This window comes from Rubrivivax soli (assembly GCF_049810355.1).
Lineage (GTDB): Bacteria > Pseudomonadota > Gammaproteobacteria > Burkholderiales > Burkholderiaceae_C > Rubrivivax.
In genome coordinates, this window is sequence record NZ_CP187368.1 from 5292411 (window position 1) to 5314077 (window position 21667).

Annotated in this window: 27 protein-coding genes; 15 read left to right on the forward strand and 12 right to left on the reverse strand. The window is 71.9% G+C overall.

Translation table 11 applies throughout. The features are described from left to right. The 4 genes from ACPOLB_RS24420 to ACPOLB_RS24435 all read right to left on the reverse strand — a co-directional run bounded on the left by ACPOLB_RS24420 (nucleotide 1) and on the right by ACPOLB_RS24435 (nucleotide 2316). The gene (locus ACPOLB_RS24420) at nucleotides 1-690 is read right to left on the reverse strand and encodes a glutathione S-transferase family protein (protein WP_425258652.1); all 690 of its coding nucleotides are present in this window, start codon (nucleotides 688-690) and stop codon (nucleotides 1-3) included. Nucleotides 691-905: 215 nt separating this feature from the next. After that, the gene (locus ACPOLB_RS24425) at nucleotides 906-1061 is read right to left on the reverse strand and encodes a hypothetical protein (RefSeq protein WP_425258653.1); all 156 of its coding nucleotides are present in this window, start codon (nucleotides 1059-1061) and stop codon (nucleotides 906-908) included. Beyond that, complete coding sequence (locus ACPOLB_RS24430) at nucleotides 1058-1717, reverse strand: rubrerythrin family protein (RefSeq protein ID WP_425258654.1); 660 nt, start codon at nucleotides 1715-1717, stop codon at nucleotides 1058-1060. Before ACPOLB_RS24430 ends, ACPOLB_RS24425 begins: the two co-directional genes overlap by 4 nt. Before the next feature lie 284 nt (nucleotides 1718-2001). After that, on the reverse strand, nucleotides 2002-2316 hold the full coding sequence (locus ACPOLB_RS24435; protein WP_425258655.1) for a BON domain-containing protein: 315 nt from the start codon (nucleotides 2314-2316) through the stop codon (nucleotides 2002-2004). Between the two features lie 327 nt (nucleotides 2317-2643). On the opposite strand from ACPOLB_RS24435, the gene ACPOLB_RS24440 reads away from it, so the two are divergent. The 3 genes from ACPOLB_RS24440 to ACPOLB_RS24450 all read left to right on the forward strand — a co-directional run bounded on the left by ACPOLB_RS24440 (nucleotide 2644) and on the right by ACPOLB_RS24450 (nucleotide 5533). Beyond that, complete coding sequence (locus ACPOLB_RS24440) at nucleotides 2644-2865, forward strand: CsbD family protein (RefSeq protein WP_425258656.1); 222 nt, start codon at nucleotides 2644-2646, stop codon at nucleotides 2863-2865. Nucleotides 2866-3172: 307 nt separating this feature from the next. Then, nucleotides 3173-3499 (forward strand): DUF1840 family protein, encoded by a 327-nt coding sequence (locus tag ACPOLB_RS24445; protein ID WP_425258657.1) that lies wholly within the window; start codon nucleotides 3173-3175, stop codon nucleotides 3497-3499. Nucleotides 3500-3748: 249 nt separating this feature from the next. Then, complete coding sequence (locus ACPOLB_RS24450) at nucleotides 3749-5533, forward strand: alpha-amylase family glycosyl hydrolase (protein WP_425258658.1); 1785 nt, start codon at nucleotides 3749-3751, stop codon at nucleotides 5531-5533. A 219-nt stretch (nucleotides 5534-5752) separates the two neighbouring features. Here ACPOLB_RS24450 and ACPOLB_RS24455 read toward each other — a convergent pair whose 3' ends face one another. Next, entirely contained in the window at nucleotides 5753-6454 is a 702-nt protein-coding gene (locus ACPOLB_RS24455) for a VIT1/CCC1 transporter family protein (RefSeq protein ID WP_425261967.1), read from the reverse strand. 377 nt (nucleotides 6455-6831) lie between these two features. On the opposite strand from ACPOLB_RS24455, the gene ACPOLB_RS24460 reads away from it, so the two are divergent. From ACPOLB_RS24460 to ACPOLB_RS24490, 7 genes are all read left to right on the forward strand, one after another. After that, nucleotides 6832-6990: a DUF3309 family protein gene (locus ACPOLB_RS24460; protein ID WP_425258659.1), complete on the forward strand. Its 159-nt coding sequence runs from the start codon at nucleotides 6832-6834 to the stop codon at nucleotides 6988-6990. A gap of 31 nt (nucleotides 6991-7021) precedes the next feature. After that, on the forward strand, nucleotides 7022-7219 hold the full coding sequence (locus tag ACPOLB_RS24465; RefSeq protein ID WP_425258660.1) for a CsbD family protein: 198 nt from the start codon (nucleotides 7022-7024) through the stop codon (nucleotides 7217-7219). Between the two features lie 173 nt (nucleotides 7220-7392). Then, complete coding sequence (locus ACPOLB_RS24470; RefSeq protein WP_425258661.1) at nucleotides 7393-8220, forward strand: Crp/Fnr family transcriptional regulator; 828 nt, start codon at nucleotides 7393-7395, stop codon at nucleotides 8218-8220. 113 nt (nucleotides 8221-8333) lie between these two features. Beyond that, complete coding sequence (locus ACPOLB_RS24475) at nucleotides 8334-9194, forward strand: helix-turn-helix domain-containing protein (protein ID WP_425258662.1); 861 nt, start codon at nucleotides 8334-8336, stop codon at nucleotides 9192-9194. A gap of 37 nt (nucleotides 9195-9231) precedes the next feature. Next, a complete protein-coding gene (locus ACPOLB_RS24480; RefSeq protein ID WP_425258663.1) occupies nucleotides 9232-10119 on the forward strand; it encodes an SDR family NAD(P)-dependent oxidoreductase in 888 nt (295 codons plus the stop codon). Then, complete coding sequence (locus tag ACPOLB_RS24485) at nucleotides 10116-10526, forward strand: GNAT family N-acetyltransferase (protein ID WP_425258664.1); 411 nt, start codon at nucleotides 10116-10118, stop codon at nucleotides 10524-10526. The genes ACPOLB_RS24480 and ACPOLB_RS24485 overlap by 4 nt, the downstream gene beginning before the upstream one ends. A 28-nt stretch (nucleotides 10527-10554) precedes the next feature. Beyond that, the gene (locus ACPOLB_RS24490; RefSeq protein WP_425261968.1) at nucleotides 10555-10953 is read left to right on the forward strand and encodes an amidohydrolase family protein; all 399 of its coding nucleotides are present in this window, start codon (nucleotides 10555-10557) and stop codon (nucleotides 10951-10953) included. Here ACPOLB_RS24490 and ACPOLB_RS24495 read toward each other — a convergent pair. Next, nucleotides 10872-11711, reverse strand: coding sequence for an alpha/beta fold hydrolase (locus tag ACPOLB_RS24495; protein WP_425261969.1), 840 nt, complete (start codon nucleotides 11709-11711; stop codon nucleotides 10872-10874). The genes ACPOLB_RS24490 and ACPOLB_RS24495 overlap by 82 nt on opposite strands. Before the next feature lie 368 nt (nucleotides 11712-12079). Then, complete coding sequence (locus tag ACPOLB_RS24500; protein WP_425258665.1) at nucleotides 12080-12625, reverse strand: DUF4148 domain-containing protein; 546 nt, start codon at nucleotides 12623-12625, stop codon at nucleotides 12080-12082. Between the two features lie 225 nt (nucleotides 12626-12850). Here ACPOLB_RS24500 and ACPOLB_RS24505 point away from each other — a divergent pair, with 225 nt between their 5' ends. After that, nucleotides 12851-13138, forward strand: a complete 288-nt coding sequence (locus ACPOLB_RS24505; protein WP_425258666.1) for a hypothetical protein — start codon at nucleotides 12851-12853, stop codon at nucleotides 13136-13138. 27 nt (nucleotides 13139-13165) lie between these two features. Next, entirely contained in the window at nucleotides 13166-14527 is a 1362-nt protein-coding gene (locus ACPOLB_RS24510; protein WP_425258667.1) for a patatin-like phospholipase family protein, read from the forward strand. Between the two features lie 17 nt (nucleotides 14528-14544). On the opposite strand, the gene ACPOLB_RS24515 is transcribed toward ACPOLB_RS24510, so the two are convergent. Continuing rightward, nucleotides 14545-15450 (reverse strand): LysR family transcriptional regulator, encoded by a 906-nt coding sequence (locus tag ACPOLB_RS24515; RefSeq protein ID WP_425258668.1) that lies wholly within the window; start codon nucleotides 15448-15450, stop codon nucleotides 14545-14547. A 279-nt stretch (nucleotides 15451-15729) separates the two neighbouring features. Between ACPOLB_RS24515 and ACPOLB_RS24520 the strand changes: the two genes are divergently transcribed. Together ACPOLB_RS24520 and ACPOLB_RS24525 are read left to right on the forward strand one after the other, a co-directional pair. After that, the gene (locus tag ACPOLB_RS24520; protein WP_425258669.1) at nucleotides 15730-16281 is read left to right on the forward strand and encodes a DUF4148 domain-containing protein; all 552 of its coding nucleotides are present in this window, start codon (nucleotides 15730-15732) and stop codon (nucleotides 16279-16281) included. 128 nt (nucleotides 16282-16409) lie between these two features. Next, a complete protein-coding gene (locus tag ACPOLB_RS24525) occupies nucleotides 16410-17081 on the forward strand; it encodes a DUF1134 domain-containing protein (RefSeq protein WP_425258670.1) in 672 nt (223 codons plus the stop codon). Nucleotides 17082-17221: 140 nt separating this feature from the next. Here the strand turns inward: ACPOLB_RS24525 and ACPOLB_RS24530 are convergent, their stop codons facing one another. The 4 genes from ACPOLB_RS24530 to ACPOLB_RS24545 form a co-directional block, all read right to left on the reverse strand. Then, the gene (locus ACPOLB_RS24530; RefSeq protein ID WP_425258671.1) at nucleotides 17222-17887 is read right to left on the reverse strand and encodes a DNA-binding response regulator; all 666 of its coding nucleotides are present in this window, start codon (nucleotides 17885-17887) and stop codon (nucleotides 17222-17224) included. A gap of 112 nt (nucleotides 17888-17999) precedes the next feature. Then, a complete protein-coding gene (locus ACPOLB_RS24535) occupies nucleotides 18000-19085 on the reverse strand; it encodes a PAS domain-containing protein (RefSeq protein WP_425258672.1) in 1086 nt (361 codons plus the stop codon). Between the two features lie 120 nt (nucleotides 19086-19205). Further along, on the reverse strand, nucleotides 19206-20081 hold the full coding sequence (locus ACPOLB_RS24540) for an alpha/beta fold hydrolase (RefSeq protein ID WP_425258673.1): 876 nt from the start codon (nucleotides 20079-20081) through the stop codon (nucleotides 19206-19208). 61 nt (nucleotides 20082-20142) lie between these two features. Continuing rightward, nucleotides 20143-20877: a hypothetical protein gene (locus ACPOLB_RS24545; RefSeq protein ID WP_425258674.1), complete on the reverse strand. Its 735-nt coding sequence runs from the start codon at nucleotides 20875-20877 to the stop codon at nucleotides 20143-20145. Between the two features lie 232 nt (nucleotides 20878-21109). Here ACPOLB_RS24545 and ACPOLB_RS24550 point away from each other — a divergent pair, with 232 nt between their 5' ends. Next, entirely contained in the window at nucleotides 21110-21655 is a 546-nt protein-coding gene (locus tag ACPOLB_RS24550; protein WP_425258675.1) for a carboxymuconolactone decarboxylase family protein, read from the forward strand. Nucleotides 21656-21667 lie beyond the last annotated feature (12 nt).

A 21667-nucleotide genomic window follows, 5' to 3' on the forward strand; every position in this document is an offset into this window, starting at 1 on the left:
TCAAGGGTTCGCCGGATCGAAGAAGCGTCGGGACAGCCCCGCGCGTCCCGGATAGAACTTGAACCAGGGTCGCGCCTCATCGACGACCCGCGCCACGGAGGGATGCGCCATCAGCCGCTCGAAGTAGGCCGCCAGGTTCACGTGTTGCGGTGGCAGCGGTACGTAGGTCACGGCAAAGAACAGCGCGGGAGCTGCAGCGCAGTCCGCCATGCTGAACACATCGCCGCTCACCCAGGTCCGCCCTTGCAGGTGTCGGTCGATGAACGCGTAGGCCGACGACAGGCGTTCCCGTGCAAGGTTCACACCGTACGCGTCGCGGTCACCTGCCGGACGGAGCAGGTCGGCGGTGCAGGCCTGCATCGGTGTCATCACGTACAGGTCAAACAGGCGGTCCCACAGACGCACGTCGAGCGCGGCCTCCGGATCGTCCGGGATGAGGGGGTGGCCGACGCCTGCATGGCGGCGCTGCAGATGCTCGATGATGATGCTGGTCTCCGGGACCGGCCGGCCGCTGTCCACAAGCAGCGGCATCTTTCCCGTCGGGCACAGCGCCAGGTGCGCCGCACGCTCTGCCGGATCGCCCAGATCGAGCAGCCGCCTGTCGACTTCGATGCCCAGCACATCGAGTGCGATCAGCACCTTGTGGCAGTACGACGACAGGGGGTGGTAGTGCAGTGCGAGAGCAGCCATGAGGGCATCTATAGTTTCCGTTTTCGGAAAGTATAGGGTTGGCGCACGTGCCCTGTCGAGCGGCTCCTGGCGCGTTCGACATTGCGCCCGACATCGCGCCGGACGCTCGTCCGCCGCCGGCCGCTTCACCTCGGCACGCGGTCAGGCGCGCCCGTCGCGGGCTGGTCGCTCGCCGCGATTCGGAGCGTGAGGAGGTGGTCCGCGAGTTCGCCGAGTCACCGCACCTGCCGGCCGCGATCGGCCACTGCAGCCCGCGACGGGTCGCTGGCGAAGCTCGAGGTGGGGTGCCGTGACGAGACGTGGCGGCCGAGGCGTTCGATCCAGAGCGCGCGCATCGCGCCTGCACCGCCCGGCGGCACCTGGCGGGTCACGTGGGCGGCTCGATGTGCCGAAAGTGCGTCGACGCGGTCTTGCACACCGGGCAGCGGGGCGTCGGCACGACATTGACGGTGTTGCCGCAGACCTGGCAGACGAAGTACTGTCCGGACCTCCTGTCGATCTCCGTCGCCACCTGCTCGAAGAAGGCAGGCGACCAGCGCTGGATCTGGCGGATCTTGTCGCGATGCTGCTTCTCGGTTTCCCAGGCGAAGCGCACGGCGGTCATGGCATCGTCGTGACCCTCATGCGCGATGCGCTCCAGCAGGCGCGGGTAGAAGTTCTCGACCGAGTCGGCCTCGCCGTTGGCTGCGACCAGCAGGTTCTCCCGGGTGGTCCCGACCTGGAACTCGGGCCTTTGGATCGGCGCAACCTCGACGTTCAGCCGGGCCAGGATGCGGCCGAAGTTTCCCGCGTGGATGAACTCGGCCGACCCGAAGGCCGCAAACAGGTACGCGATGCCGAGATAGCCCTCCTGCCGGGCCTTCTGGCCGAACGCGGTGTAACGGTAATGGACACGCATCTCGACTTCCCGGGCCGTGCGCAATGCAGCCACGGTGGTCGGGTAACCGTTGCTCCAGGCACTGCGCCAGGGCACGGCGGCCAGCAAGGGGAGCGCGGACAACGTACGCAACGCGTGGCGACGGTTCATGGGCCTCTCCTTGCGCGGGCCTGGTGGGGTCGGCCAGGGCAGTCTGCGACGGCGCCGTGGACCCTGAACTGAGCAGGATCACGCACGATGCGTTCGTGCGCCAGCGGCGGCGCCGCGGTGCGCCTGCCGGCATGCCTTCGCGAGCCAGCGCTTGCGAGAGAACTCGGTGCTGTCTCCGCGGCCGCGCTCGAGAAGCCGCCGGCGCGGATCCGCGCAAGCCGGCACGGCGAACCCCGAGCGCATCGCACAGGGGCAGCCGCGCATTGATGCAGGCGCCGCCCCGTTCAGGGACGCACGGTGATCTCGTTGCGTACCGACTTGACGCCGTTGACGTCGCGCGCGATCTTCTCCGCGGCGGCCTTCTCGGACGTGGTCTTGGCGAAGCCCGACAGGATCACCGTGCCATTGAGCGTCTCGACGGAGATGCTCGATGCGGCGACCTCCGGGCTTTCGGCCATGCGGCTCTTGATCTGCGTCGTGATGACCGTGTCGTCGACGTACGCGCCGACCGACTCCTGCCCGCGTTGCACGGCGCAGCCTGAAGCTGCGACGAGGATCCATGCCGCCAATGCGCTGGCAGCAGTGCTCCGATAGGTCATGGTGGCTCTCCAACGGTTGGATACGCGGACGCTGGCCCGGCTGCAGCCTGCAAGGGGTTGTCCGCAGGACCCCGGTGCCCGGTCTGGATCGCGGCGCACGGTCCGGATGGTGCGCGCGAGTGCCTGGCATCGACTGTCAGGCGCGGCCATCGCGGCGGGATTGCGCGCACGCAATCCCGCGCGCGCGTTGTGTTCGATGCCGCACGGACGCGGTCACGGAGCGTGCCAACACTGAACTGGCCGTCACGCAGTCTGCAGTGGCGGCACGCCGCGCCGGTGGCGTGACCGGCGCAGCACTCGGCAAGCACGCCATCACAGGAGGTCGCGATGAACTGGGATCGCATGCAAGGCAACTGGAAGCAGCTCACGGGCCGCGTCAAGGAACAGTGGGGCAAGCTCACCGACGACGATCTCGACGTCATCGCGGGCCGCCGCGACCAGCTCGCCGGCAAGATCCAGGAGCGTTACGGCTGCGCGAAGGACGACGTCGAGAAGCAGCTCAGCAGCTGGGAGCGCAAGGCGGACGAGTCCTGGTTCATGAAGCAGTGACGCTGCCGGACGGATCGCCGCGAAGGCGAGCTCGCCTGGCATGCGCCGGCAGCGGAGACGGCGAGCATGCACTGCATGCCGAGTGTCTCGCAGTCTGCACCGAACGCGGCGCCGGGGTCTCGACCAGCAGCGACGGTCCGCGTTGTCGGACCGGACACGGGCCGGCGGCGGCCACGGGATCCAAGGCACGCACGCCGCCGCGGATCGAGCCGCCGCACCATGCCCGGCCACAGCGGTACCGGGACTGCACCTCGTCTCCGACGGGGTGCGGCATCCGCTGCTTCCTTGTACCCACCGAGGTTCGACGATGACATTCCGATTCCAGAGCAGGGCGACAGCCGACGTGCTCATGCTGCGTGCAGATGGTGACGCCGTCCTGCGCATGATCGGCAGGAGCCCAGCGGCCGTTGGCATCATCGAGACCGAGGCGCCGCCCGCCGCCATCGCCGCGATCGAACGTGCCGTCGCACACGAGGCTCCGCGCGAGGCGTCGCCCCCCGGGTCGTCCGACCCGGAGGAGCGCACAGCCGACGCGCTGGCGCAAGCCGTCAGCCTGCGCCAGCGGACATGGCCGCTGCTGCAGATGCTGCGGACGGCGCACGCGTCGGCAGTGGCGGTGACGTGGAGCGCCTGACCCGGCAGCAGCGTCGGGCATGTCAACGCAGCCGTCGACCCGAGGGACCGATCGCATGCTGGAAGCTGCCCGTCGATGCGCCATTGCGTGCAGCGGTCACCGGTGTCCGGGCGGGGCGGTGCGCCGGCCACGGCCGGGACACCGTCACCTCGGAGAGGCTCCGCTGCCAGGGGATGGAGTCCTTGCGCCATTCGCGGCGCAGGCAGGCCGCCGGCGGGGTCTCAGGCGGCCGGATCGTGCGAGCCGGCCATGAACGGCGCGCGCGACGTGCAGGGGTTCGGCGCGACGCCCCATGCGGGAGGGACGGTCTTCCGCGTCTGGGCGCCGCATGCACGACGCGTCTGCGTGATCGGGACGTTCAATGGCTGGGAGTCCGGCAGGCACGTCATGCGGCCCGAGCCGAACGGCTGCTGGACTGTCGATGTGCCCTCCGCGCGTGCGGGCGATCGGTACAAGTTCCAGCTGACGACCGCGCAGGGCGAACTGAAGCGCATCGATCCCTACGCGCGAGAGGTGACCGGCTCGGTCGGCGATGCCATCGTTCACGATCCCGGCTTCGACTGGGCAGGGGACGAGTTCCAGCTGCCGCCGCGCAACGAGCTCGTCGTGTACGAACTGCATGTCGGCACGTTTAGCGAAGAAGAGGAGAACGTCCCGGGCCAGTTCGCCACCGTGGCCTCCAGGCTGGGACACCTGAAGAAGCTCGGTGTCAACGCCATCCAGATCATGCCGATCGCGCAGTTCGCAGGGCAGCGCTCCTGGGGATACAACCCTGCGCACATCTTCTCGGTCGAGACCGACTATGGCGGTCCGCTGGGGTTCAAGCGCTTCGTCAAGCGTGCCCATGCGCAGGGCCTCGCGGTGATCCTCGACGTCGTCTACAACCACCTGGGGCCGAGCGATCTCGATCTGTGGCGCTTCGACGGCTGGTCCGAGAACGGACGCGGGGGCATCTACTTCTACAACGACGACCGGGCCGGGACCCCCTGGGGCGACACCCGTCCCGACTACGGACGCAGCGAGGTTCGCCAGTTCCTCCTGGACAACGCGCGCATGTGGCTCGGTGAATACCACGTGGACGGACTGCGCATCGACGGCACGGTCTACATCCGCACTGCGCATGGACCCGGCAGCGAGGACCTGCCCGATGGCTGGAGCCTGCTTCAGGCGATCAACGCCCTGGTCGCCGAGAGTTTCCCGGGGCGGCTCACCATTGCCGAGGACCTGCAGAACAACCCGTGGCTCACCAAGGAGGTCGGGGCTGGCGGCGCCGGATTCGGCGCCCAGTGGGACGCCAACTTCGTGCATCCGATCCGCCGGGCGGTGATCACGCCGCAGGACGAGCAGCGGTCGATCGGCGCCATCGGCGATGCCATCCGTCAGCGTGACGGCGACGATGCCTTCGCCCGCGTCATCTACAGCGAATCGCACGACGAGGTGGCCAGCGGCAGGTCGCGCGTGCCGAGTGAGATCAACCCGGCCGATCCCACCGGCTGGTACGCGCAGAAGCGCTCGACGCTGGCTGCCGCGATGGTCTTCACGGCCCCGGGCATCCCGATGATCTTCCAGGGCCAGGAGTTTCTGGAAGGCGGCTGGTTCCGCGACACGGTCCCGCTGAACTGGGACCAGCGCGAGGAGTTCCATGGCATCTTGCGGCTGTACCGCGACCTCATCGCGCTGCGTCTGAACCGCGGTGGCTGCACACGGGGACTCTGTGGCCCGTCGACCCAGATGATCCACGCCAACGATGCACGCAAGCTCATGGCCTTTCATCGCTGGGACCGTGGCGGTCCGCTGGACGATGTCGTCGTCGTCGCCAACTTCCACCGCGAGCCCCAGGACGGCTACGTGATCGGTTTCCCGGCCGGGGGGCTCTGGAAACTGCGCTTCAACAGCGACTGGAAGGGCTACAGCGATGTCTTCGCCGGCCATCCCAGCGCCGACGTGACGGCGCACTCGGGCGAGCGCGATGGCCTGCCCTGGCACGCCACACTGGCCATCGGACCGTACAGTGCCCTGATCTTCTCGCAGTGAACCTGGCCGCGCGCCGTGGCGCGCGCGGTTGACGCCGGTGCCGGTGGTCTGGGTCGGACGGAGCGCGCAGCCCGGGCGACCGCGTGGACGATGCGTTCGGCCCCGCCCGCCGGCAGCGCGTGCGACAGGGTCGTGGCAGGGCCCCGAACGACGATCGTCGTGGCTGCCCCCGCCGCACCTGCGCAGAGTTCAAGTCCAAGAGCAGACGGGCGCCGCGCATCAGACGACGGCACCGACCCAGGCCCCCACGGCCGCCGTGGCCGCCATCGCCAGTGCCCCCCAGAATCCAACCCGCCACGCGCCCGCCAGCATGTCGGCACCGCCGGCGCGCGCGGCCACGGCGCCCAGCAGGGCCAGGAATGCCAGCGATGTGCCCGAAACCCACGCCACCAGCGACGTCGCAGGCGCGATGGCCGTGACCCCCAGCGGCAGCATCGCCCCGACAGCGAAGCTGCCCGCGGAGGCCAGCGCGGCCTGCACCGGTCGCGCGCTCTGCGTGTCGGACAGGCCGAGTTCGTCGCGCGCATGCGCTCCGACGGCGCCGTGCCGCATCAACTGGTCGGCGACCTGTTGCGCGAGCACGGGCTCGAGTCCGCGCGTGACATAGATCGCCGCCAGCTCCTGCCGCTCCGCTGCCGGGTCCGCCAGCAGTTCGGCGCGCTCGCGCGCCAGGTCGGCATCTTCCGTGTCGGACTGCGAGTGCACCGAAACGTACTCGCCCGCCGCCATCGACATGGCTCCGGCCACCAGCCCTGCGACGGCCGTCAGCATCAACTGGCCCGGGTCGGCGCTGGCCGCTGCCACGCCCACCACCAGGCTGGCCGTCGAGACGATGCCATCGTTGGCTCCCAGCACCGCGGCGCGCAGCCAGCCCATGCGGTCCGTGCGGTGGCGCTCCGGGTGGCGGTGGCGTGCGTGCATGGGACGCTCCTTGGCGGGTTCGGCGGTGCGCGTGGCCCCACGCGCGGTCCGGCCGACCTTGCAGATGGTCAAGGTATCCCGACACACGTCGCGCGGCAAGGCGCGCAGCGCGGCTTTCGACCTTCCATTGACGGCGCGCAGCGCAAGCGTCGTGGTCACGCTGCCAGGCATGGGGGGCTGCCCGTCCGCAGCGCCGTCGGCACGCTGTGGCGCGAGCGGCATGCACGGTGGATTGAGCCTGCGCAATCGGGTCGTGCGGCTGGTGACTACCGTGTGGACGGTGTGCCGGGACCTGCCCGTCGCTTGCGACCCGGCCCGGTCGTGGCACCGCACGGGCACGTCGATCCGTCGACACACGCAGCAAAGGAGTGCACGGCATGAGCATGGGAACTATTGTGCTGATCGTGCTGGTGCTGATCCTGGTCGGTGTCATCCCGGCCTGGCCGCACAGCAGGGGCTGGGGCTACGCCCCCAGCGGCATCGTTGGCGTCGTCCTGGTGGTGCTGCTCATCCTGTTCTTGATGGGCCGCCTGTAGACGCTTCGATGCGGTAGCCGAGGAGATGCGCATGGGCATGAACAAGGACCAGATCAAGGGCGCCCTGAAGGACATCGGGGGCAAGATCCAGCAGGAAGCCGGCAAGTGGGTGGGCAGCACCAGGCAGCAGGTCGCCGGGCTGAAGAACCAGGCCAAGGGCAGGGTGCAGAAGGGTGTCGGCGACCTGAAGGAAGCCGTGAGCGATGCGAAAGACGCGGCCGGCAAGTGAGGTTGCGTGCGGGTCGGGGCGATGCTGGCCCTGATGGCGCGCCGCGCTGGCTGGCCGACGCCGAGTCCGAGGCGGCAGTGCAACCGCTGCGCGAGGTCGGGCGCACGTGGCGATCACGTGGCCGCGCCGACTGCGGAGCCAGCGCGCCGGGCCGCGATGCCCTGGTGGGACCCATGACAGGGGGCCTCTTCACCGCGCGGTGCCGCATCCCCATCGCTCCCGCCGGCAGGTTGCCGGAGGCTGCGGCGACGGCAGCGTGGCCGCCGGCGGATGCCGCAGGCAACGGGTTGCTGGCATCGTTGCCGGGCGAGGACTGGCGCCGGCTGCAGCCCTCGTTCGAGCCGATGACCCTGCCAGTGGGCGCCGTGCTGCACGATGCGGGTCAGTCGTTGACACACGCGTACTTTCCGACGACGGCGATCGTCTCGCTGCTCCATGTCACCGCAAGCGGCGCCACTGCCGAGGTCGCCGTGGTTGGCCATGAGGGCTTCATCGGCTTCCCGCTGCTCCTGGGAGGCGGCCCGTCACTGAGCCGCGCCGTGGTGCAGGGCGCCGGGGACCTCTACCGGCTGCCGTCGCAAGCCATCCGTGACGAGTTCGCGCGCGCCGGTGCGCTGACGAGGCTGCTGCTGCTCAGCACCCAAGCCCTGGTGGCGCAGATTGCGCAGGTGGCAGTGTGCAACCGTCATCACACGGTGAGCCAGCAACTCTGCCGCTGGTTGCTGTGCAGGCTGGACCGGTGGCAGGGGCCCGAGCTCGCGGTCACGCACGCGCTGATCGCCGAGCTGCTTGGCGTGCGTCGTGAGGCGGTCACGGTGGCCTCGCTGGCGCTGCAGAGCGCGGGCCTGATCCGTTACCGGCGCGGGCACATCCGGGTGGTGGATCGGTTGGGCCTGGAAGCGTGCTGTTGTGAGTGCTACGCAACCGTGAAGCGCGAGTACGACCGGTTGCAGCGCCTCGGCCTCATGGCCGCACCGGTGGCAGCCGGGTGGCCTGCCTGATGTGCGTCCTGCCCGCGTGGCGGTTGCCGGGCATCGGGCGAGACAGTGCCGTCACTGCTTGATGCCCGCCTCGGACGACACCGTTAAGCTCCGGTGTGCCGAGCGAGCCGCGCATGTCCGAACGCCTCTACCTCCGATTGCAGGACGACCCGCCGTGTGCCCCGGGGACCACCGTGCCGGCGAGCACCCTGCGCGCGTTCGCGGTGCCTGCGCCGTTGCGGCCGGCCGTGGCCCATGTCACGGCCTACGACGAACGGTTCGGGCCGGGCGTGGAGGTCGTCGAACGCGTGCTGCCCGACGGAGCGTCGCGCCTGCTGGTCGTGCTGCAGCGCGGCGAGGCGACCATCCAGGTCGCCGGCGCGAGCGCCAGCCCCGTCGTGCTCGCGATGCGCGGGCACGTGCAGGGTGTGTCGATCACGCTGCACCCCGGCGCCACGCTGGCGCTGTTCGGCATGCCGGCCGGCGAACTGGCGGGCCGCACCGTGCCTTGGGAGGACCTCGTGGCACCGGCCCATCGCGACGTGCCCGAGCGGCTGGCCGCGGCCGCCGGCGACGCCGGGCGCGTCGGCCTGGTGCTGCAGGCCCTGCAGGCCCTGCACCGCCCCCCGGACGCCGGATCGCTGCGGCTGGTGGAGCATGCGCAGGGTCGGCTGCGCGCCCACGCGGGCGGCATCTCCGTGCGGGCACTGGCCGCCGCGATGCACCTCAGCGAGCGGCGGCTGCAGCAGGTGTTCGCCGCACAGGTCGGCCTGGCGCCCAGCGTCTGGCGCCGCCTGCAACGCCTGCATGCAACGCTGCGCCTGCTGAGGACGGCCGCGGAGCCGCAGTGGGCCCAGATCGCGCACTGCGCCGGCTACTACGACCAGTCGCACCTGATCAACGAGTTCCGCGCGCTGTGCGGACTGACGCCGCTGCAGTTCCTCGGGCGCACCGTTTCGGATTCTTCCAAGACGACCCTCGGCCCGGGCGGATAAGGTCGTCGGCTCCCAGGACCAACCTCCACCGACACCCATGAAGAACCTTCGAGACTGCATCGCCGTCGTGACCGGTGCCAGCCGTGGCGCGGGCCGCGGCTGCGCCGTGGAACTTGGCGCGGCCGGCGCCACCGTGGTCGTCACCGGGCGCAGCCGACGCGGGCAGCCCGCGCCCAGCTACGAGCAGATCCGCTCCCTGTCGCACATGGACCGGGTGCCGGGCAGCATCGACGAGACCGCCGAAGAGGTGACGCGCGCGGGCGGCCGCGGCATTGCCGTCGCCTGCGACCACACCGACGAGGCGCAGGTGCAGGCGCTCTTCGAGCGCGTGCTGCACGACCATGGCCGCCTCGACCTGCTGGTCAACAACGCCTGGGGGGGGCACGAGTCCTTCGATGGCGTGTTCCAGGCGCCGTTCTGGGAGCGCCCGATGGTCCACTGGGACGCGATGTTCGACCGCGGCGTGCGCAACCACCTGCTGGCCAGCCGGCTGGCCGCGCCGACGTTCGTGCGGCAGGGCCGCGGGCTGATCGTGACCACGACCTTCTGGGACCGGGATCGTTTCATGCATGGCAACCTGCTGTACGACCTGGCCAAGTCCGCGATGACGCGCCTGGCCTTCGGCATGGCGCAGGAACTGAAGCCGCACGGGGTGGCCTCGGTGGCGTTGTCGCCGGGCTGGATGCGCACCGAGTTCGTACTGGCCGGGCACCAGACCGACGAGGGCCGCTGGCACGAGCGGCCGGCGCTCGCGCGCACCGAGTCGCCGCGCTACCTCGGGCGTGCGGTCGTGGCCCTGGCCGGCGACCCCGACGTGCTGGCGCGCAGCGGCCAGGTGCTCCGCGTGGGCGATCTGGCGCGGACGTACGGCTTCACCGACATCGACGGCCGCGTGGTGCCCCCCTTCGAGCTGGACGTGGCATGACCGCGGTCGTCTGCGCACGCGAGCAGGCCTTGCCCGTCGAGGAATTCCGGCGTGTGCTGGTCGCGTCGGGGCTGGGCGCGACACGGCCGGTCGACGACGCACCGCGGCTGCGGCAGATGCTGGCCGCCGCGGGGCTGGTCATGACGGCCCGGACGCCCGCGGGCCGCCTGGTGGGCGTGGCACGCTGCCTGAGCGACGGCGCCTGGGTGGCGTATCTGGCCGAACTGGCGGTGGACGGCGGCGTGCAGGGGCAGGGCGTGGGCCGGACGCTCCTGCAGGCGGTGCGTGACGAGCTCGGCCCGGACGTGTCGCTGGTGCTGGCTTCCGTGCCCGACGCCGTGGCCTTCTACGAGAAGGTGGGCATGCCGCGCATGCCGGACGTCTTCTTCTACCGCCGCACGAGGTGATGCGGGTCACGGCGCCGTGCGGCGCCGGGTGCGCGACCGCGCGTGCCGTCTGGACGACCGGATTCCGAGCGCTCCCCCGACGGTCCGGCTGCCGGCGGAGACCGTGCTGCGCCTGTGCACCGAAGGCAGCGCGTGGCTCTCCAGCGAAAGCGGCCGCAAGGGGGCGCTGAAGGTGGGGCAGCACGCCGACGTCGCAGCGCTGTCCGCGGACTGCCTGGCAGTGCCGGAGTCGCAGATCAAGGCACCGAGCGCGGTGCTCACCGGGGTCGGCGGCCTGGGCGGATGCAGGCCTCGTGAACCTCGGGCGGCGCGCATGGCAACGGCCTGGAGCCGTTGCGCGTGGGCTCAACCCTTCACGAAGGCCAGCAGGTCGGCGTTGAGCACGTCGGCATCGACGGTCGGCATGCCATGCGACAGGCCGGGGTAGGTCTTCAGCGTGCCCTGCTTCAGCAGCTTCACCGACAGCCGGGCCGCGTTGTCGATGGGCACGATCTGGTCGTCCTCGCCATGCAGCACCAGCGTCGGCACCGAGATGGCCTTCAGGTCCTCGGTCTGGTCGGTCTCCGAGAAGGCCTTGATGCCCTCGTAGTGGGCCTTGGCGCTGCCGGTCATGCCCTGGCGCCACCAGTTCTGGATGACGCCCGGCAGGACCTTCGCGCCCGGCCGGTTGAAACCGTAGAACGGGCCTGCGGCAATGTCCATGAACAACTGGGCGCGGTTGTCGGCGACACCCTTGCGGAAGCCGTCGAACACCTCGATCGGCAAGCCGCCCGGGTAGGCCGCCGTCTTCAGCATGATGGGCGGCACCGCGGCGACGAGCACCGCCTTGGCGACCCGGCCGGAGGGCTGCCCGTGCCTGGCCACGTAGCGCGCGACTTCGCCGCCGCCGGTCGAGTGGCCGATGTGCACGGCGTTGCGCAGGTTCAGGTGCTCGACCACGGCGAATGCGTCGCTGGCGTAGTGGTCCATGTCGTGGCCCTCGCCGACCTGCGCCGAGCGGCCGTGGCCGCGCCGGTCGTGTGCCACCACGCGGTAGCCGTTGTGCAGGAAGAACAGCATCTGCGCGTCCCAGTCGTCCGAGGACAGCGGCCAGCCGTGGTGGAACACGATGGGCTGCGCGTTCTTCGGGCCCCAGTCCTTGTAGAAGATCTCGGTGCCGTCCTGCGTGATCACGGTGCTGTGCATGGTCGTCTGTCCTTTCGGGGTGCCGCAGCGCGGCGCGGTCTGGGTGGCGGATACGGTGGCGGCCTGCGCCAGCAGCGGCGGGCACAGGCCGGTGGCGGCGAGCGCGCTGCCGGCCAGCAACTGGCGGCGCGCCTGGTCGGCGGGCAGGCCCTGCTTCATGGCGTGGGTCCTGGTGAGGCGGTGGAAGGAGTCGGTGCATCCCGGGCGCGCGCGCGGTTCCGGGGCGAGGGCGGTGTCGGGTTGCTCCTGCGGATCGAGCCGGATCGTCGGGGCGGCCGTCCTGCACGACAGCCGGTCGAGGCAGTCGCGTGGCTCCGGCGCCGCAGGAGATCGCGCTGGCTGCAGTCCCTGTCGCCTGCGGCGCAGTGTCACCGCTGCGGCGCCGGCTGGCCGGCGCCGGCATCGGCGAACTGCTGCATGCGGGCTGCGTGTTCGGCGCGCACCCGGGCGTAGCGTTGGGGCGAGCGCTCGGCGCGTGTCCTGCTGTCGCTTCCCACCTGCACGTCGCCCAGGCGCAAGGCCAGCGCCAGTTCCGCCTGCACCTGCATGCGGGGCGCCCCTTGCGGCGCCGGTCGCGCCGGGTAGCGGTGCGGGTGGAGCTCGTGCAGCTTGAGTCCGGCCGGACCGTTCGAGACGAGATCGCCCGTGCGCTGCGCCTCGGCCAGCTCGGCCCGGACCTGCGCCCGTGTCTTGCCCGGCTGCGCCGGGCCGGCGGGGTACTGGTGCGCATGCAGTTCGTTGAGCAGCAAGCCGCTCTCGCCGTGGCTCGGCAGATGGCCGGTGCGCCGGGCTTCGGCCAGCTCCGCCTGGACCTGGCTTCTGGTGCGGCCGGCATCGGCGTTCGCCGTGGTCGCGAGGCTGAAGGATGCGAGCAGCAGCGCGGCGGCGCGTGTGGTGGTCGTGCGGGACTTCATGGGAGGACTCCTCGTGGACGGGGCTGCGGGGCTGGCGCGTCGGTCGGCCCCGCGGGATCTCCACTCTGGCCGCCCCGGGCGCCGGCGCCAACGCCGCAGGGGGCGACCCGCCCCTGCCCCCAAAGTGCAGGCCCGGCCCGTTGCCTCGGGTGGGTGGCGGTGCCGGACCGCGCGGCTACCGTGTGCTCCGGCGCCGTCCCGGTCCCGACCTGTCCGGAGAACCCCATGCACAACGAAGGATTGCCCGCGGTGGAGCGCTGCCCGGTCGCGCCGGCTGGCGGCGTGGACGTGCCGCGGGGGGCATCCCTGGCGGCACGGTCGCCGCTGTCGAACGAGGCCACGGACGCGCTGTTCCTGGCGCTGCCGCAAGGCTTCCGGCGCCGCGGCGGGCTGCCGGGTGGTGCCGCCTGGGTGCCGGCGTTCCGGTTCGACGCAGCGGCCACTGTGCGGCCCGCCGCGGTCGCGGTGCACCCGGCTGCGCGCGTCGACCCCCCCGTCGCGGCGAGGCACTGACGGCCGGCGGATGCCGGCCGCACCGCGATGCCTTGGACACCACCTGCGCTGCGGAGCCTGCTGGCGGCGTGCGTCCTCGCGCTGGCCGGTTGTTCGACCGCCCACTACACCGTCAACGAGCCGCTGCCTGCGGGGCCGGCGAGTCCGGGCTATGCGATCCGCCACCTGGACGCCGGCGGCAACAGCGACAGCCTGCTCGTGCTCGTCACGTTCTCCGGCGGCGGCTACCGGGCCGCGGCGCTGGCCTATGCGGTGATGGAGGCGCTGCGCGACACGTCCATCGTCTGGGAAGGGCAGCCGCGCCAACTGCTCGACGAGGTGGACTTCATCTCAGCCGTCTCCGGCGGCAGCCTGACGGCGGCGTACTTCGCGCTGCACCGGGAGTCCTTCTTCGGCCGCTTCGAGCGTGCGGTGCTCGGGCTCGACCTGCAGGGGGTGCTGACCTCCCGCATCCTCTCGCCCCGGGGCCTGTGGCGCCAGACGTCCCGGCGCTACGGCCGCAGCGACCTGCTGCAGGAGGCGCTGGACGACCACATCTTCGGCGGGGCACGTTTCGCCGACCTGCCACGGCGACGGCCGATGGTCTTCGTCAATGCCACCGACATCCGCCACGGCGAACGCTTCGAGTTCTCGCAGGACCAGTTCGACCACCTGTGCTCGGACCTCGGCAGCTTTCCGCTCGCGCGCGCCGTCGCCGCGTCGATGGCCGTGCCGCTGGTGCTGTCGCCGGTGACGCTCTGGAACCACCGCGCGGACTGCGCGTCCCACCCGCCCGCGCTGCCGCTGCAGAGCCGCGCGTCGACCAGCCGCTTCGTGCACCTGGTCGACGGTGGCCTGGCCGACAACACCGGGGTGCGCACGCCGCTGGAGATCATCGCGGCCCGGGGCGGCCTGGTGGCATCGGCCGTGGCCGCGGGCCTGCGCGGCGTGCGCAAGCGGGTCTTCGTCATCGTCAACGCCCAGGTGCAGGCCCGCCACCTCGACGACGAGTCGGCCGACACCCCGGGATTGCTGCGGCAGCTGCGCAGCGTCGTCGACGTGCCGATCGACCGCCACGCCGAGACCAGCGTGCGCATGCTCGCCGACACGACGCGCCAGTGGGCGCACGAGCTGCGCGCGCAGTCCGACGCCGACCTGCGCGGCGTGATGGCCCGGGACACCAGCTTCCACGTCGTCGAGGTCGGGCTGATGAATGCGCCGGAAGGACCCGAGCGCGACCGGCTGCTGCGGATCGCGACCGCGCTGCGTTCCGGCGCGGGCGACCTGGACGCGTTGCGGCGCTTCGTGCGTCAGACCCTGCGTGCCGACCCGCAGTGGCAGCGTCTGCTGCGCGAACTGCAGGCACCGGACTCGGGCGGCCCCGGCACCACGGGTGCCGCACCCGGATGAGCCTGCGGTGCAGCACCTCAGTTGACGAGGTAGGGTTCCATCACTGCGGCCAGCCACTGCATGAAGGCCTGGGTGCGCTGCGGTACGTGGCGCCGGTGGGCGTACAGCAGCGAGACAGGCATCGGCGCCGCCGTGTGCTGGGGCAGCACGGCCAGCAGCGCACCCCGTTCCAGGTGCGGTCCCACGATGGCCAGCGGCGCCTGGATCAGGCCCAGGCCGGCCAGGCAGGCGGCCACGTAGGCGTCGGAGTTGTTGACGACCAGGCAGGTGGGCATGGCCAGCAGCTGCCTGCCGCCGCCCGGCCCCTGGACCACGAAGCCCGGCGCCCGCGCGCCGGGCGTGTGCGTGTAGTGCACGAGCTGGTGGCCGGCCAGGTCGGCCAGCGATGCGGGCGTCCCTTGGCGCTGCAGGTAGGCAGGGCTGGCGCAGTTCACGAACGCGAAATGCCCGAGCGGCCTGGCCACCAGGCTGGAGTCGTGCAGCGGGCCGACCCGCAGCACGCAGTCGAAGCCATCCCGCACGACGTCGACACGCTGGTCGCTGCTGCTGAGTTCGACGCGGATGCCCGGATGCGCCTGCAGGAAGGTGGGCAGCTGCGGGATGACGATGTCGCGCGCCACGGCCAGCGGCAGGTCCACGTGCAGCCGCCCGCGCGGGCCGGTCGTGGTCGCAGCGAACATCGACTGGATGTCGTCGACCTCGGCCAGCAGGTCGCGGCAGCGCTCGTGCAGCGCCTGCCCGTCGTCGGTGAGCTGAACACGCCGCGTCGTCCGGTGCAGCAGCCGCGTGCCGACGGCGGCCTCCAGGCGCTGCACGGCCCGCGTCACCGTGGCCTTCGGAAGGTCCAGGTGGTCGGCTGCCTTCGTGAAGCTGGCGAGGTCGGCCACGCGGACGAACACGGCCATCTCGTCGAGCAGTTGCATCGGGTCGGCCTCCAGTGGGTGGGGCGCCTCGGTGGGCGTGCATCGACTCTAGGCGGGGCTGCCGCCGCCGGCCCGCCACCTTTTCGCGGGGCGCGCCTGCCCCCAAAGGCCGGCGCCATGCCGACTTCGGTGCGGCGCGGCGCCACCGTTGCACGGTGCCCACCGCTGCGTTCCATGCACGCGCCTTTATCGCCCGGCTTCGCGCGGCGACAGTGGCTCCAGCAACACCCGAGGGCGTTGCCTTCACTCCACCACCACGACCACCACGAAGGAAACACCATGCACAAGCATCTCCAGCCGGTCTTCGGCCTGCTCCTCGCGGCGCTGAGCGCCTCCGTCGTCGCCGAGCCCGGGCTCACCCGCGCGCAAGTGCGCGCCGAACTGGCGCAGGCCCAGCGCACCGGCGCCATCCTGGCCGGCGACGAGTCGGGACTGACGCTCAGGGATCAGTTCCCGCACCGCTACCCGGCCACGGCCTCGGCGGCGCCAGGCGTCGGGGGCAAGACGCGTGCGCAGGTGCGCGCCGAACTGGCAGACGCGCAGCGCACGGGCGACATCGTGTCCAACGGGCCGTCGGGCCTGAAGATGAACGAGCTGCATCCGCACCGCTACCCGGCACGGGCGGCGGTGGCCGGGCGCACCCGGGCCGACGTGCAGGCCGAGCTGGCCGAAGCGATCCGCACCGGCGACATGCTGGCGGGCGGCGACACCGGGCTGAAGCACAACGAGCTCTGGCCGCACCTGTACCGGACGCCGGGCGCTGCCGGTGACGGCGACCGCGCCACCGCGCAGGCGCAGCGCACGCGCCCGGCGCCGCAGCGGTCGCAGTGAGGCAGCAGCGCACGCACGACGACACGTGTGCGATGCGCCGGTAGCCGCGCTCACATGCACCTACGTTCGCTTCACGTTGCCTCACGTTCGGAGACACGGGAGGCCGCTGCGCGGTCCAAGGTGCCGCCATGGGCGCCACCCCCGTGGCGCCGAAGGAGAGCGCGATGACGACCAGCCTACGAACCCAAGGCGACCTGATGGCTCCGGCCGCAGCCGTCGTGTCGACCACCCGCCGGGCCTGGCTCGGCCAGGTCGGCGCCGGCTCGCTGGCCCTGGCGGTGCCGATGCTGGGCCATGCCGCGGCGGCGGCCGAGGCCGACACCTACGACGAGGCGTCCACGCTGCAGGCCGCGGTCGACTTCTTCGGCCAGACCACCGAGGGCCTGGCGCAGGTGGTCGCGAAGGCCTTCCGCGAGCAGGGACGCCCCAACGGATTCATCCGCGGCGAGGAGGTGGCTGCGGCCGTCACCGCCGGCGTGCGCTACGGAGAGGGCCAGCTCGTGCTGAAGAGCGGCGTGACCTCCAAGGTCTACTGGGCCGGCCCGTCCGTCGGCTTCGACCTGGGGGCCAACGCTTCCAAGGTCTTCGTGCTGGTCTACGACCTGCCCGAGGCGCAGGCCATCTTCAAGCGCTTCCCCGGTGTCGACGGCAGCCTGTACTACGTGGGCGGCGTCGGCCTGAACTACCAGCGCCTCGACGGCGTGACGCTGGCGCCGATCCGCCTGGGTGTCGGCCTGCGCGCCGGCGCCAGCGTGGGCTACACGCACTACCGGCCGCAGAAGACCTGGAACCCGCTGTAGCGCACAGCGGTGGTCGCGGCCCGCCCGTCGGCCGGCTGGCGGCTCGACGCCGGGAGCGGCGTCGACGTGCTGTTCCCGATCGAGCGCAGCGGCACGCGCTGGCGCTGCCGAGGCGGGCCGGAGCGCCTGGCGCGGCGCCTCTACATGCCGTGCTGCGTGCCTTCCCGCAGCAGGCCCCGCCGCCCCGCCACGTGGATGGCCTGCGTGCGGCTGGTCACCTGCAGCTTCTCGAAGATGCCCTTCAGATGCGACTTCACGGTGCCGACGGCGATGTCCAGGTGGCGGGCGATGGACTTGTTGCCCAGGCCTTCCACCAGCAGCCGCAGCACCTCTTGCTCGCGGGCGGTCAGCGGCTCCAGCGCCAGCGTCTCTGCCAGGTGCGAGGCGACCGGCGGGCTCAGGTAGCGCTGCCCGCGGTGCACGGTGCGCACGGCATGCGCGAGCTCGTCGAGCGCGCAGCCCACCAGCAGGATGCCGTGCACGCCCGACGCCAGCGCGCAGCGGATCTCCCATTCCCGGCTGCTCCCCGAAAGCACCAGCACCTTCCCGGCAGGGCGTGCCCTGGGGTGCGCTCCGGAGCGCGTGCCGGCGCGTGTCCCGCCGACCAGTGCGAGCGCGTTCTCGTAGTCGGCGACGACGACGTCGGCGCACGGCTGCACGGACGGCCGGGGCGCCGGCCTGTCCGCCACGCCGTCGTCGTCGAGCACGACGAAGTCGGTGCAGTCGCGGAAGGTGGAGACCAGCCCCACCCGCGAGACGGGGTCGGCATGGCGGACGAGGACCTTGATGGCGCTGCAGGGGGTCATGGCATCTCCCGGGGACAGTTGCGTTCGGTGCAACGGTAGGGCCGGCCCCGCGCCGCTGGAACCCCGGATCGGGTCCGCCGGCCTCACCCGATCGAGTGAGGGCCGGCCGCGTTCAGCCGCCGCTGTCCGGCTGGGCCCGGTCGACCTGCTGCCGCAGCAGGCCGCGGATGCGCTGCACCACCTCGGCCGCGGCATGCGCGTCGCGCACGACACCGTCGGCGTGCGACAGTGCGCTGGCCACATCCAGCGGCTGCGCCGCCAGCGCCTGCCGGCAGGCCTGCCCGGCTTCGACCACGCCTTCCAGCGGCCGCATCACGCCTTGCGCGATGGAGGCCGCCAGTTCGCTGACGGCCGCCACCTGCATCGCCCGCGACAGCCGCACCCGCGCCACCGAGAGTTCGTCTTCGGCCGCGCGCTGCTCTTCCACGTCGGTCAGCACGCCGTACCAGCGCACGACCTCGCCGCCGGGACTGTGCATCGGCGTCGCCAGCAACCGGAAGCGGCGGTACGCGCCGTCGTGGCGGCGCAGCCGCTCTTCGTAGGAGAACGGCCGCCTGGAGGCGAAGCCGCGGGTCGCGTCGGCGATCACGCGCGGCAGGTCGTCGGGGTGCACGTGGTCGGTCTGCTGCCAGTGCCGCAGCACGTCGAGCCCGACGCCGAAGTAATCGAGCAGCGGCCGGTTCACGAACTCGACGGCGCCGTCGGGGGCCGTCGTGAAGATCAGCCCCGGGACCGAGTCGATGATCTGGCGGAAGTTGTGCTCGCTGTCGCGCAGGGCCTGCTCGGCGCGCCAGCGGTCCTCGATCTCGGTGCTGGTGCCGTACCACTTGCGCACCTGCCCGGTGTCGTCACGCAAGGCGACGGCCCGCGACAGGAACCACAGGTAGGTGCCATCGGCTCGGCGCAGGCGCATCTCGGCTTCGGCGGGCTGGCCGCTGGCGATCGCCGCCCGCCACAGGGCCGTGGTGCGCTCCTGGTCGTCGGGATGGATGGCCGCCAGCCAGCGCCAGGCCAGCGCCTCTTCGGCCGGCAGGCCGGTGTAGGCGAGCCACTGGCCGTTGAAGTAGTCGACCGCCCCGTCCGGCCCCGCGGTCCAGGCCAGCACCGGCAGCGTGTCGACGATGGCGCTGACGAGATCACGCTCGGCCTCCGGGCCAGCCGGCGGCGTCAGTGCAGCAGGAGCACGCGGGTTCGCCATGGCGCAGCGGTGGGGGAGTGCTTGCAACGCGCGGCATCATACGCACGGGGCAAGTCCCTGCAGAGCCAGGGCAGAGGGGGGCGCGCGCCCGGTGGCGGCCCCCGCCGCCGGGCCGCGCGCTCAGCCGAAGTGTTCGATGGCCAGCGCCGCGATGGCGCCGGCGTGTTCCTCCAGCGCGAAGTGGCCGCCGTCCAGCAGCACGATGCGCGCCTCGGGCAGGTCGCGCTGGAACGCTTTGGCGCCGGCCACGGTGAAGAACGGATCGCCCTGGCCCCAGGCCACCAGCGTGCGCGGCCGGTGCGTGCGGAAGTACGCCTGCCAGGCGTCGTACAGCGCCAGGTTGCTGGCGTAGTCGCGGAACAGCGCCAGTTGCTTCAGGTCGTTGCCGGGCCGGTCGAGCAGGGCCTGGTCGTGCAGCCAGGCGTCGGGGTTCAGCGCCGACGCATCCCGTGCGCCCGCCGTGTACTGCATGCGGGTGGTCTCGGCGGCGAGCATGCGGCGTGCGCCGGTCTCGTCGCCGCGCTCCCACAGCGGCAGCAGCACGGCGGCCGCGGCGTCGCTGACGCCCTCGCGGTAGGCGTTGGCGTTCTGCACCACCTGGCCCAGCACCCGTGCCGGGTCGCGCGTGGCCACCCGCCAGCCCACCGGGCCGCCGTAGTCGTGCAGGTACAGGTGGTAGCGCGCCAGCCCCAGGTGCGCCAGCAGCGCCTGCACCTTGTCGGCCAGCGCGTCGAAGGTGTAGGCGAAGCCGTCGGGCCAGGCCGGCGCGTCGCTGTGTCCGAAGCCCGGCAGGTCCGGTGCCACGACGTGGAAATGCCGCGCCAGCCGCGGGATCAGGTCGCGGAACATGTGCGACGACGACGGGAAGCCGTGCAGCAGCACGAAGGCCGGCCGGCTGCGGTCGCCGGCTGCGCGGTAGAACATGCGCAGGCCGTCGACGTCGGCGTGGCGGTACGCGACCACGGGGTCGGCGGGCGGGGCGGGGGTCGGGGTCATGGCGGATCGCTCCAGGAGTGGCGGGCGGTGCCCGCGGTGGCGGAAGGCGGCGCGGGCCGTGTCAACGCGCCCCGGCCGGCTCCAGCCGGAAGCCGCCGAGGTCGATGGACACGAGCAGCAGGTCGCGCACCGGTTGCAGGTCGGTGCCGCGGAAGTACGCGCGGCGCCGGCTCGGGAAGCGCAGGCCGTCGACCTCGACGATGTCGTGCACGTACTGCGCCGCCGGGAATCCGCCCGCGACCTCGACCCGGTAGTCGTGGCGGCGCAGCAGGCCGTCGGGCCCGAAGTAGAACGTCTGCTCGGCGCCGTGGCTGGCGATCGACGCGGGGAAGCGGGCATGCAGGGCGCGCCAGGTCTCGCCGCCTTCGTGCCAGGGTGCGATGTCCGTCACTTCCACGCCCGGCAGTGCCAGCAGGAACGGCGTGGTCAGGTAGGTCCACAGCGCATAGCCGTTGAAGTAGGCGCGGTGCAGCGGGTCCCACGGCGTGCGCATGCCGTGGCCGTCGAACGCGGCGCGCGGCGCCAGGCGCTCCTGCACGGTGCGGCCGTCGGTGGTCTCGATGGCCACGCGCTGCGGCGTGTAGTTCGTGCGCCAGTCGGGGTTGCCGAACGGGCGCACCGACGCCGCCTGCCGGTGCAGGGCCACCTGCATCTGGCGCGTGCGGGCGTCCTGCACCAGGCCCTTCATGGCCCAGAAGCCGCCGCCGGTGGTGATGTCGGCCTGGACCGCCGTGTGCGCGTGCCAGCGTTGCAGGCCGCCGTGCGCGTCGATGACCTCGGTCAGCAGTGGATGCATGGGGGTGCTCCGTCGGGCGATGCAGCCACTCTAGGCAGCGTCTGGCCAGCGCCCCACCGCCGGCGGCGGCAGCCCGCGCTGCCTCCGATGGCCGGTGGCGGCAGGGGCCGGCATGCGCGGCGCCCGGCGCTTCGGGGCAGCGCCGCGTGGACCTTTCGAGGGTGCCGAGCCGCCGGTCTGCGGCCGAGCATGGCGGCTCCCATCCACCCCCACCCCACCACAGGAGCGTCCCGTGAGCCGTCTGAACCTCGTCACCAGCACCAACGCCACGCCCGAGCAGCAGCAGTTGCTCGACGGCATCCAGTCGCAGCTCGGCATGGTGCCCAACTTCCTGCGCGCGCTGGCCAACTCGCCGGTGGCCCTGCGTGCGTTCCTGGGGCTGCACGGCGTGGCGGGTGCCGGCGTGCTGGACGCCCGGACCCGCGAGCGCATCGCCCTGGCGCTGGCGCAGGCCAACGGCTGCCAGTACTGCGTCTCGGCGCACACCGCGATCGGCCGCAAGGCCGGGCTCAGCAGCGCCGAAGTGGCGGCCGCCCGCGCCGGCAGCAGCGAGGACGCGCAGGCGTCCGAGGCGGTGCGCTTCGCGCTGAGCCTGGCCGCCAGGACCGGCGAGATCGACGCCACCGAGCTGATGGTGATCCGCAACGCCGGCTACTCGGACGCTGCCATCGTCGAGATCATCACGCACGTGGGCATGAACCTGCTCACCAACATCCTGGGCAAGGCCGGGCAGATCGACATCGACTTCCCGACCGTCGAGATGCAGCTGGCGCACTGAACCCCGACTGCC

Excerpts from the sequence above, each read along its gene's own strand:
- ACPOLB_RS24445 (WP_425258657.1), top strand. The coding sequence starts at position 3,173 with ATGACATTCCGATTCCAGAGCAGGGCGACAGCCGACGTGCTCATGCTG.
- ACPOLB_RS24525 (WP_425258670.1), top strand. The coding sequence starts at position 16,410 with ATGGGCGCCACCCCCGTGGCGCCGAAGGAGAGCGCGATGACGACCAGC.
- ACPOLB_RS24435 (WP_425258655.1), bottom strand. The coding sequence starts at position 2,316 with ATGACCTATCGGAGCACTGCTGCCAGCGCATTGGCGGCATGGATCCTC.
- ACPOLB_RS24455 (WP_425261967.1), bottom strand. The coding sequence starts at position 6,454 with ATGCACGCACGCCACCGCCACCCGGAGCGCCACCGCACGGACCGCATG.
- ACPOLB_RS24465 (WP_425258660.1), top strand. The coding sequence starts at position 7,022 with ATGGGCATGAACAAGGACCAGATCAAGGGCGCCCTGAAGGACATCGGG.
- ACPOLB_RS24420 (WP_425258652.1), bottom strand. The coding sequence starts at position 690 with ATGGCTGCTCTCGCACTGCACTACCACCCCCTGTCGTCGTACTGCCAC.
- ACPOLB_RS24440 (WP_425258656.1), top strand. The coding sequence starts at position 2,644 with ATGAACTGGGATCGCATGCAAGGCAACTGGAAGCAGCTCACGGGCCGC.
- ACPOLB_RS24535 (WP_425258672.1), bottom strand. The coding sequence starts at position 19,085 with ATGGCGAACCCGCGTGCTCCTGCTGCACTGACGCCGCCGGCTGGCCCG.
- ACPOLB_RS24485 (WP_425258664.1), top strand. The coding sequence starts at position 10,116 with ATGACCGCGGTCGTCTGCGCACGCGAGCAGGCCTTGCCCGTCGAGGAA.
- ACPOLB_RS24530 (WP_425258671.1), bottom strand. The coding sequence starts at position 17,887 with ATGACCCCCTGCAGCGCCATCAAGGTCCTCGTCCGCCATGCCGACCCC.
- ACPOLB_RS24495 (WP_425261969.1), bottom strand. The coding sequence starts at position 11,711 with ATGCACAGCACCGTGATCACGCAGGACGGCACCGAGATCTTCTACAAG.
- ACPOLB_RS24540 (WP_425258673.1), bottom strand. The coding sequence starts at position 20,081 with ATGACCCCGACCCCCGCCCCGCCCGCCGACCCCGTGGTCGCGTACCGC.
- ACPOLB_RS24500 (WP_425258665.1), bottom strand. The coding sequence starts at position 12,625 with ATGAAGTCCCGCACGACCACCACACGCGCCGCCGCGCTGCTGCTCGCA.
- ACPOLB_RS24460 (WP_425258659.1), top strand. The coding sequence starts at position 6,832 with ATGAGCATGGGAACTATTGTGCTGATCGTGCTGGTGCTGATCCTGGTC.
- ACPOLB_RS24515 (WP_425258668.1), bottom strand. The coding sequence starts at position 15,450 with ATGCAACTGCTCGACGAGATGGCCGTGTTCGTCCGCGTGGCCGACCTC.
- ACPOLB_RS24475 (WP_425258662.1), top strand. The coding sequence starts at position 8,334 with ATGTCCGAACGCCTCTACCTCCGATTGCAGGACGACCCGCCGTGTGCC.
- ACPOLB_RS24470 (WP_425258661.1), top strand. The coding sequence starts at position 7,393 with ATGACAGGGGGCCTCTTCACCGCGCGGTGCCGCATCCCCATCGCTCCC.
- ACPOLB_RS24505 (WP_425258666.1), top strand. The coding sequence starts at position 12,851 with ATGCACAACGAAGGATTGCCCGCGGTGGAGCGCTGCCCGGTCGCGCCG.
- ACPOLB_RS24520 (WP_425258669.1), top strand. The coding sequence starts at position 15,730 with ATGCACAAGCATCTCCAGCCGGTCTTCGGCCTGCTCCTCGCGGCGCTG.
- ACPOLB_RS24545 (WP_425258674.1), bottom strand. The coding sequence starts at position 20,877 with ATGCATCCACTGCTGACCGAGGTCATCGACGCGCACGGCGGCCTGCAA.
- ACPOLB_RS24430 (WP_425258654.1), bottom strand. The coding sequence starts at position 1,717 with ATGAACCGTCGCCACGCGTTGCGTACGTTGTCCGCGCTCCCCTTGCTG.
- ACPOLB_RS24450 (WP_425258658.1), top strand. The coding sequence starts at position 3,749 with ATGAACGGCGCGCGCGACGTGCAGGGGTTCGGCGCGACGCCCCATGCG.
- ACPOLB_RS24480 (WP_425258663.1), top strand. The coding sequence starts at position 9,232 with ATGAAGAACCTTCGAGACTGCATCGCCGTCGTGACCGGTGCCAGCCGT.
- ACPOLB_RS24510 (WP_425258667.1), top strand. The coding sequence starts at position 13,166 with ATGCCTTGGACACCACCTGCGCTGCGGAGCCTGCTGGCGGCGTGCGTC.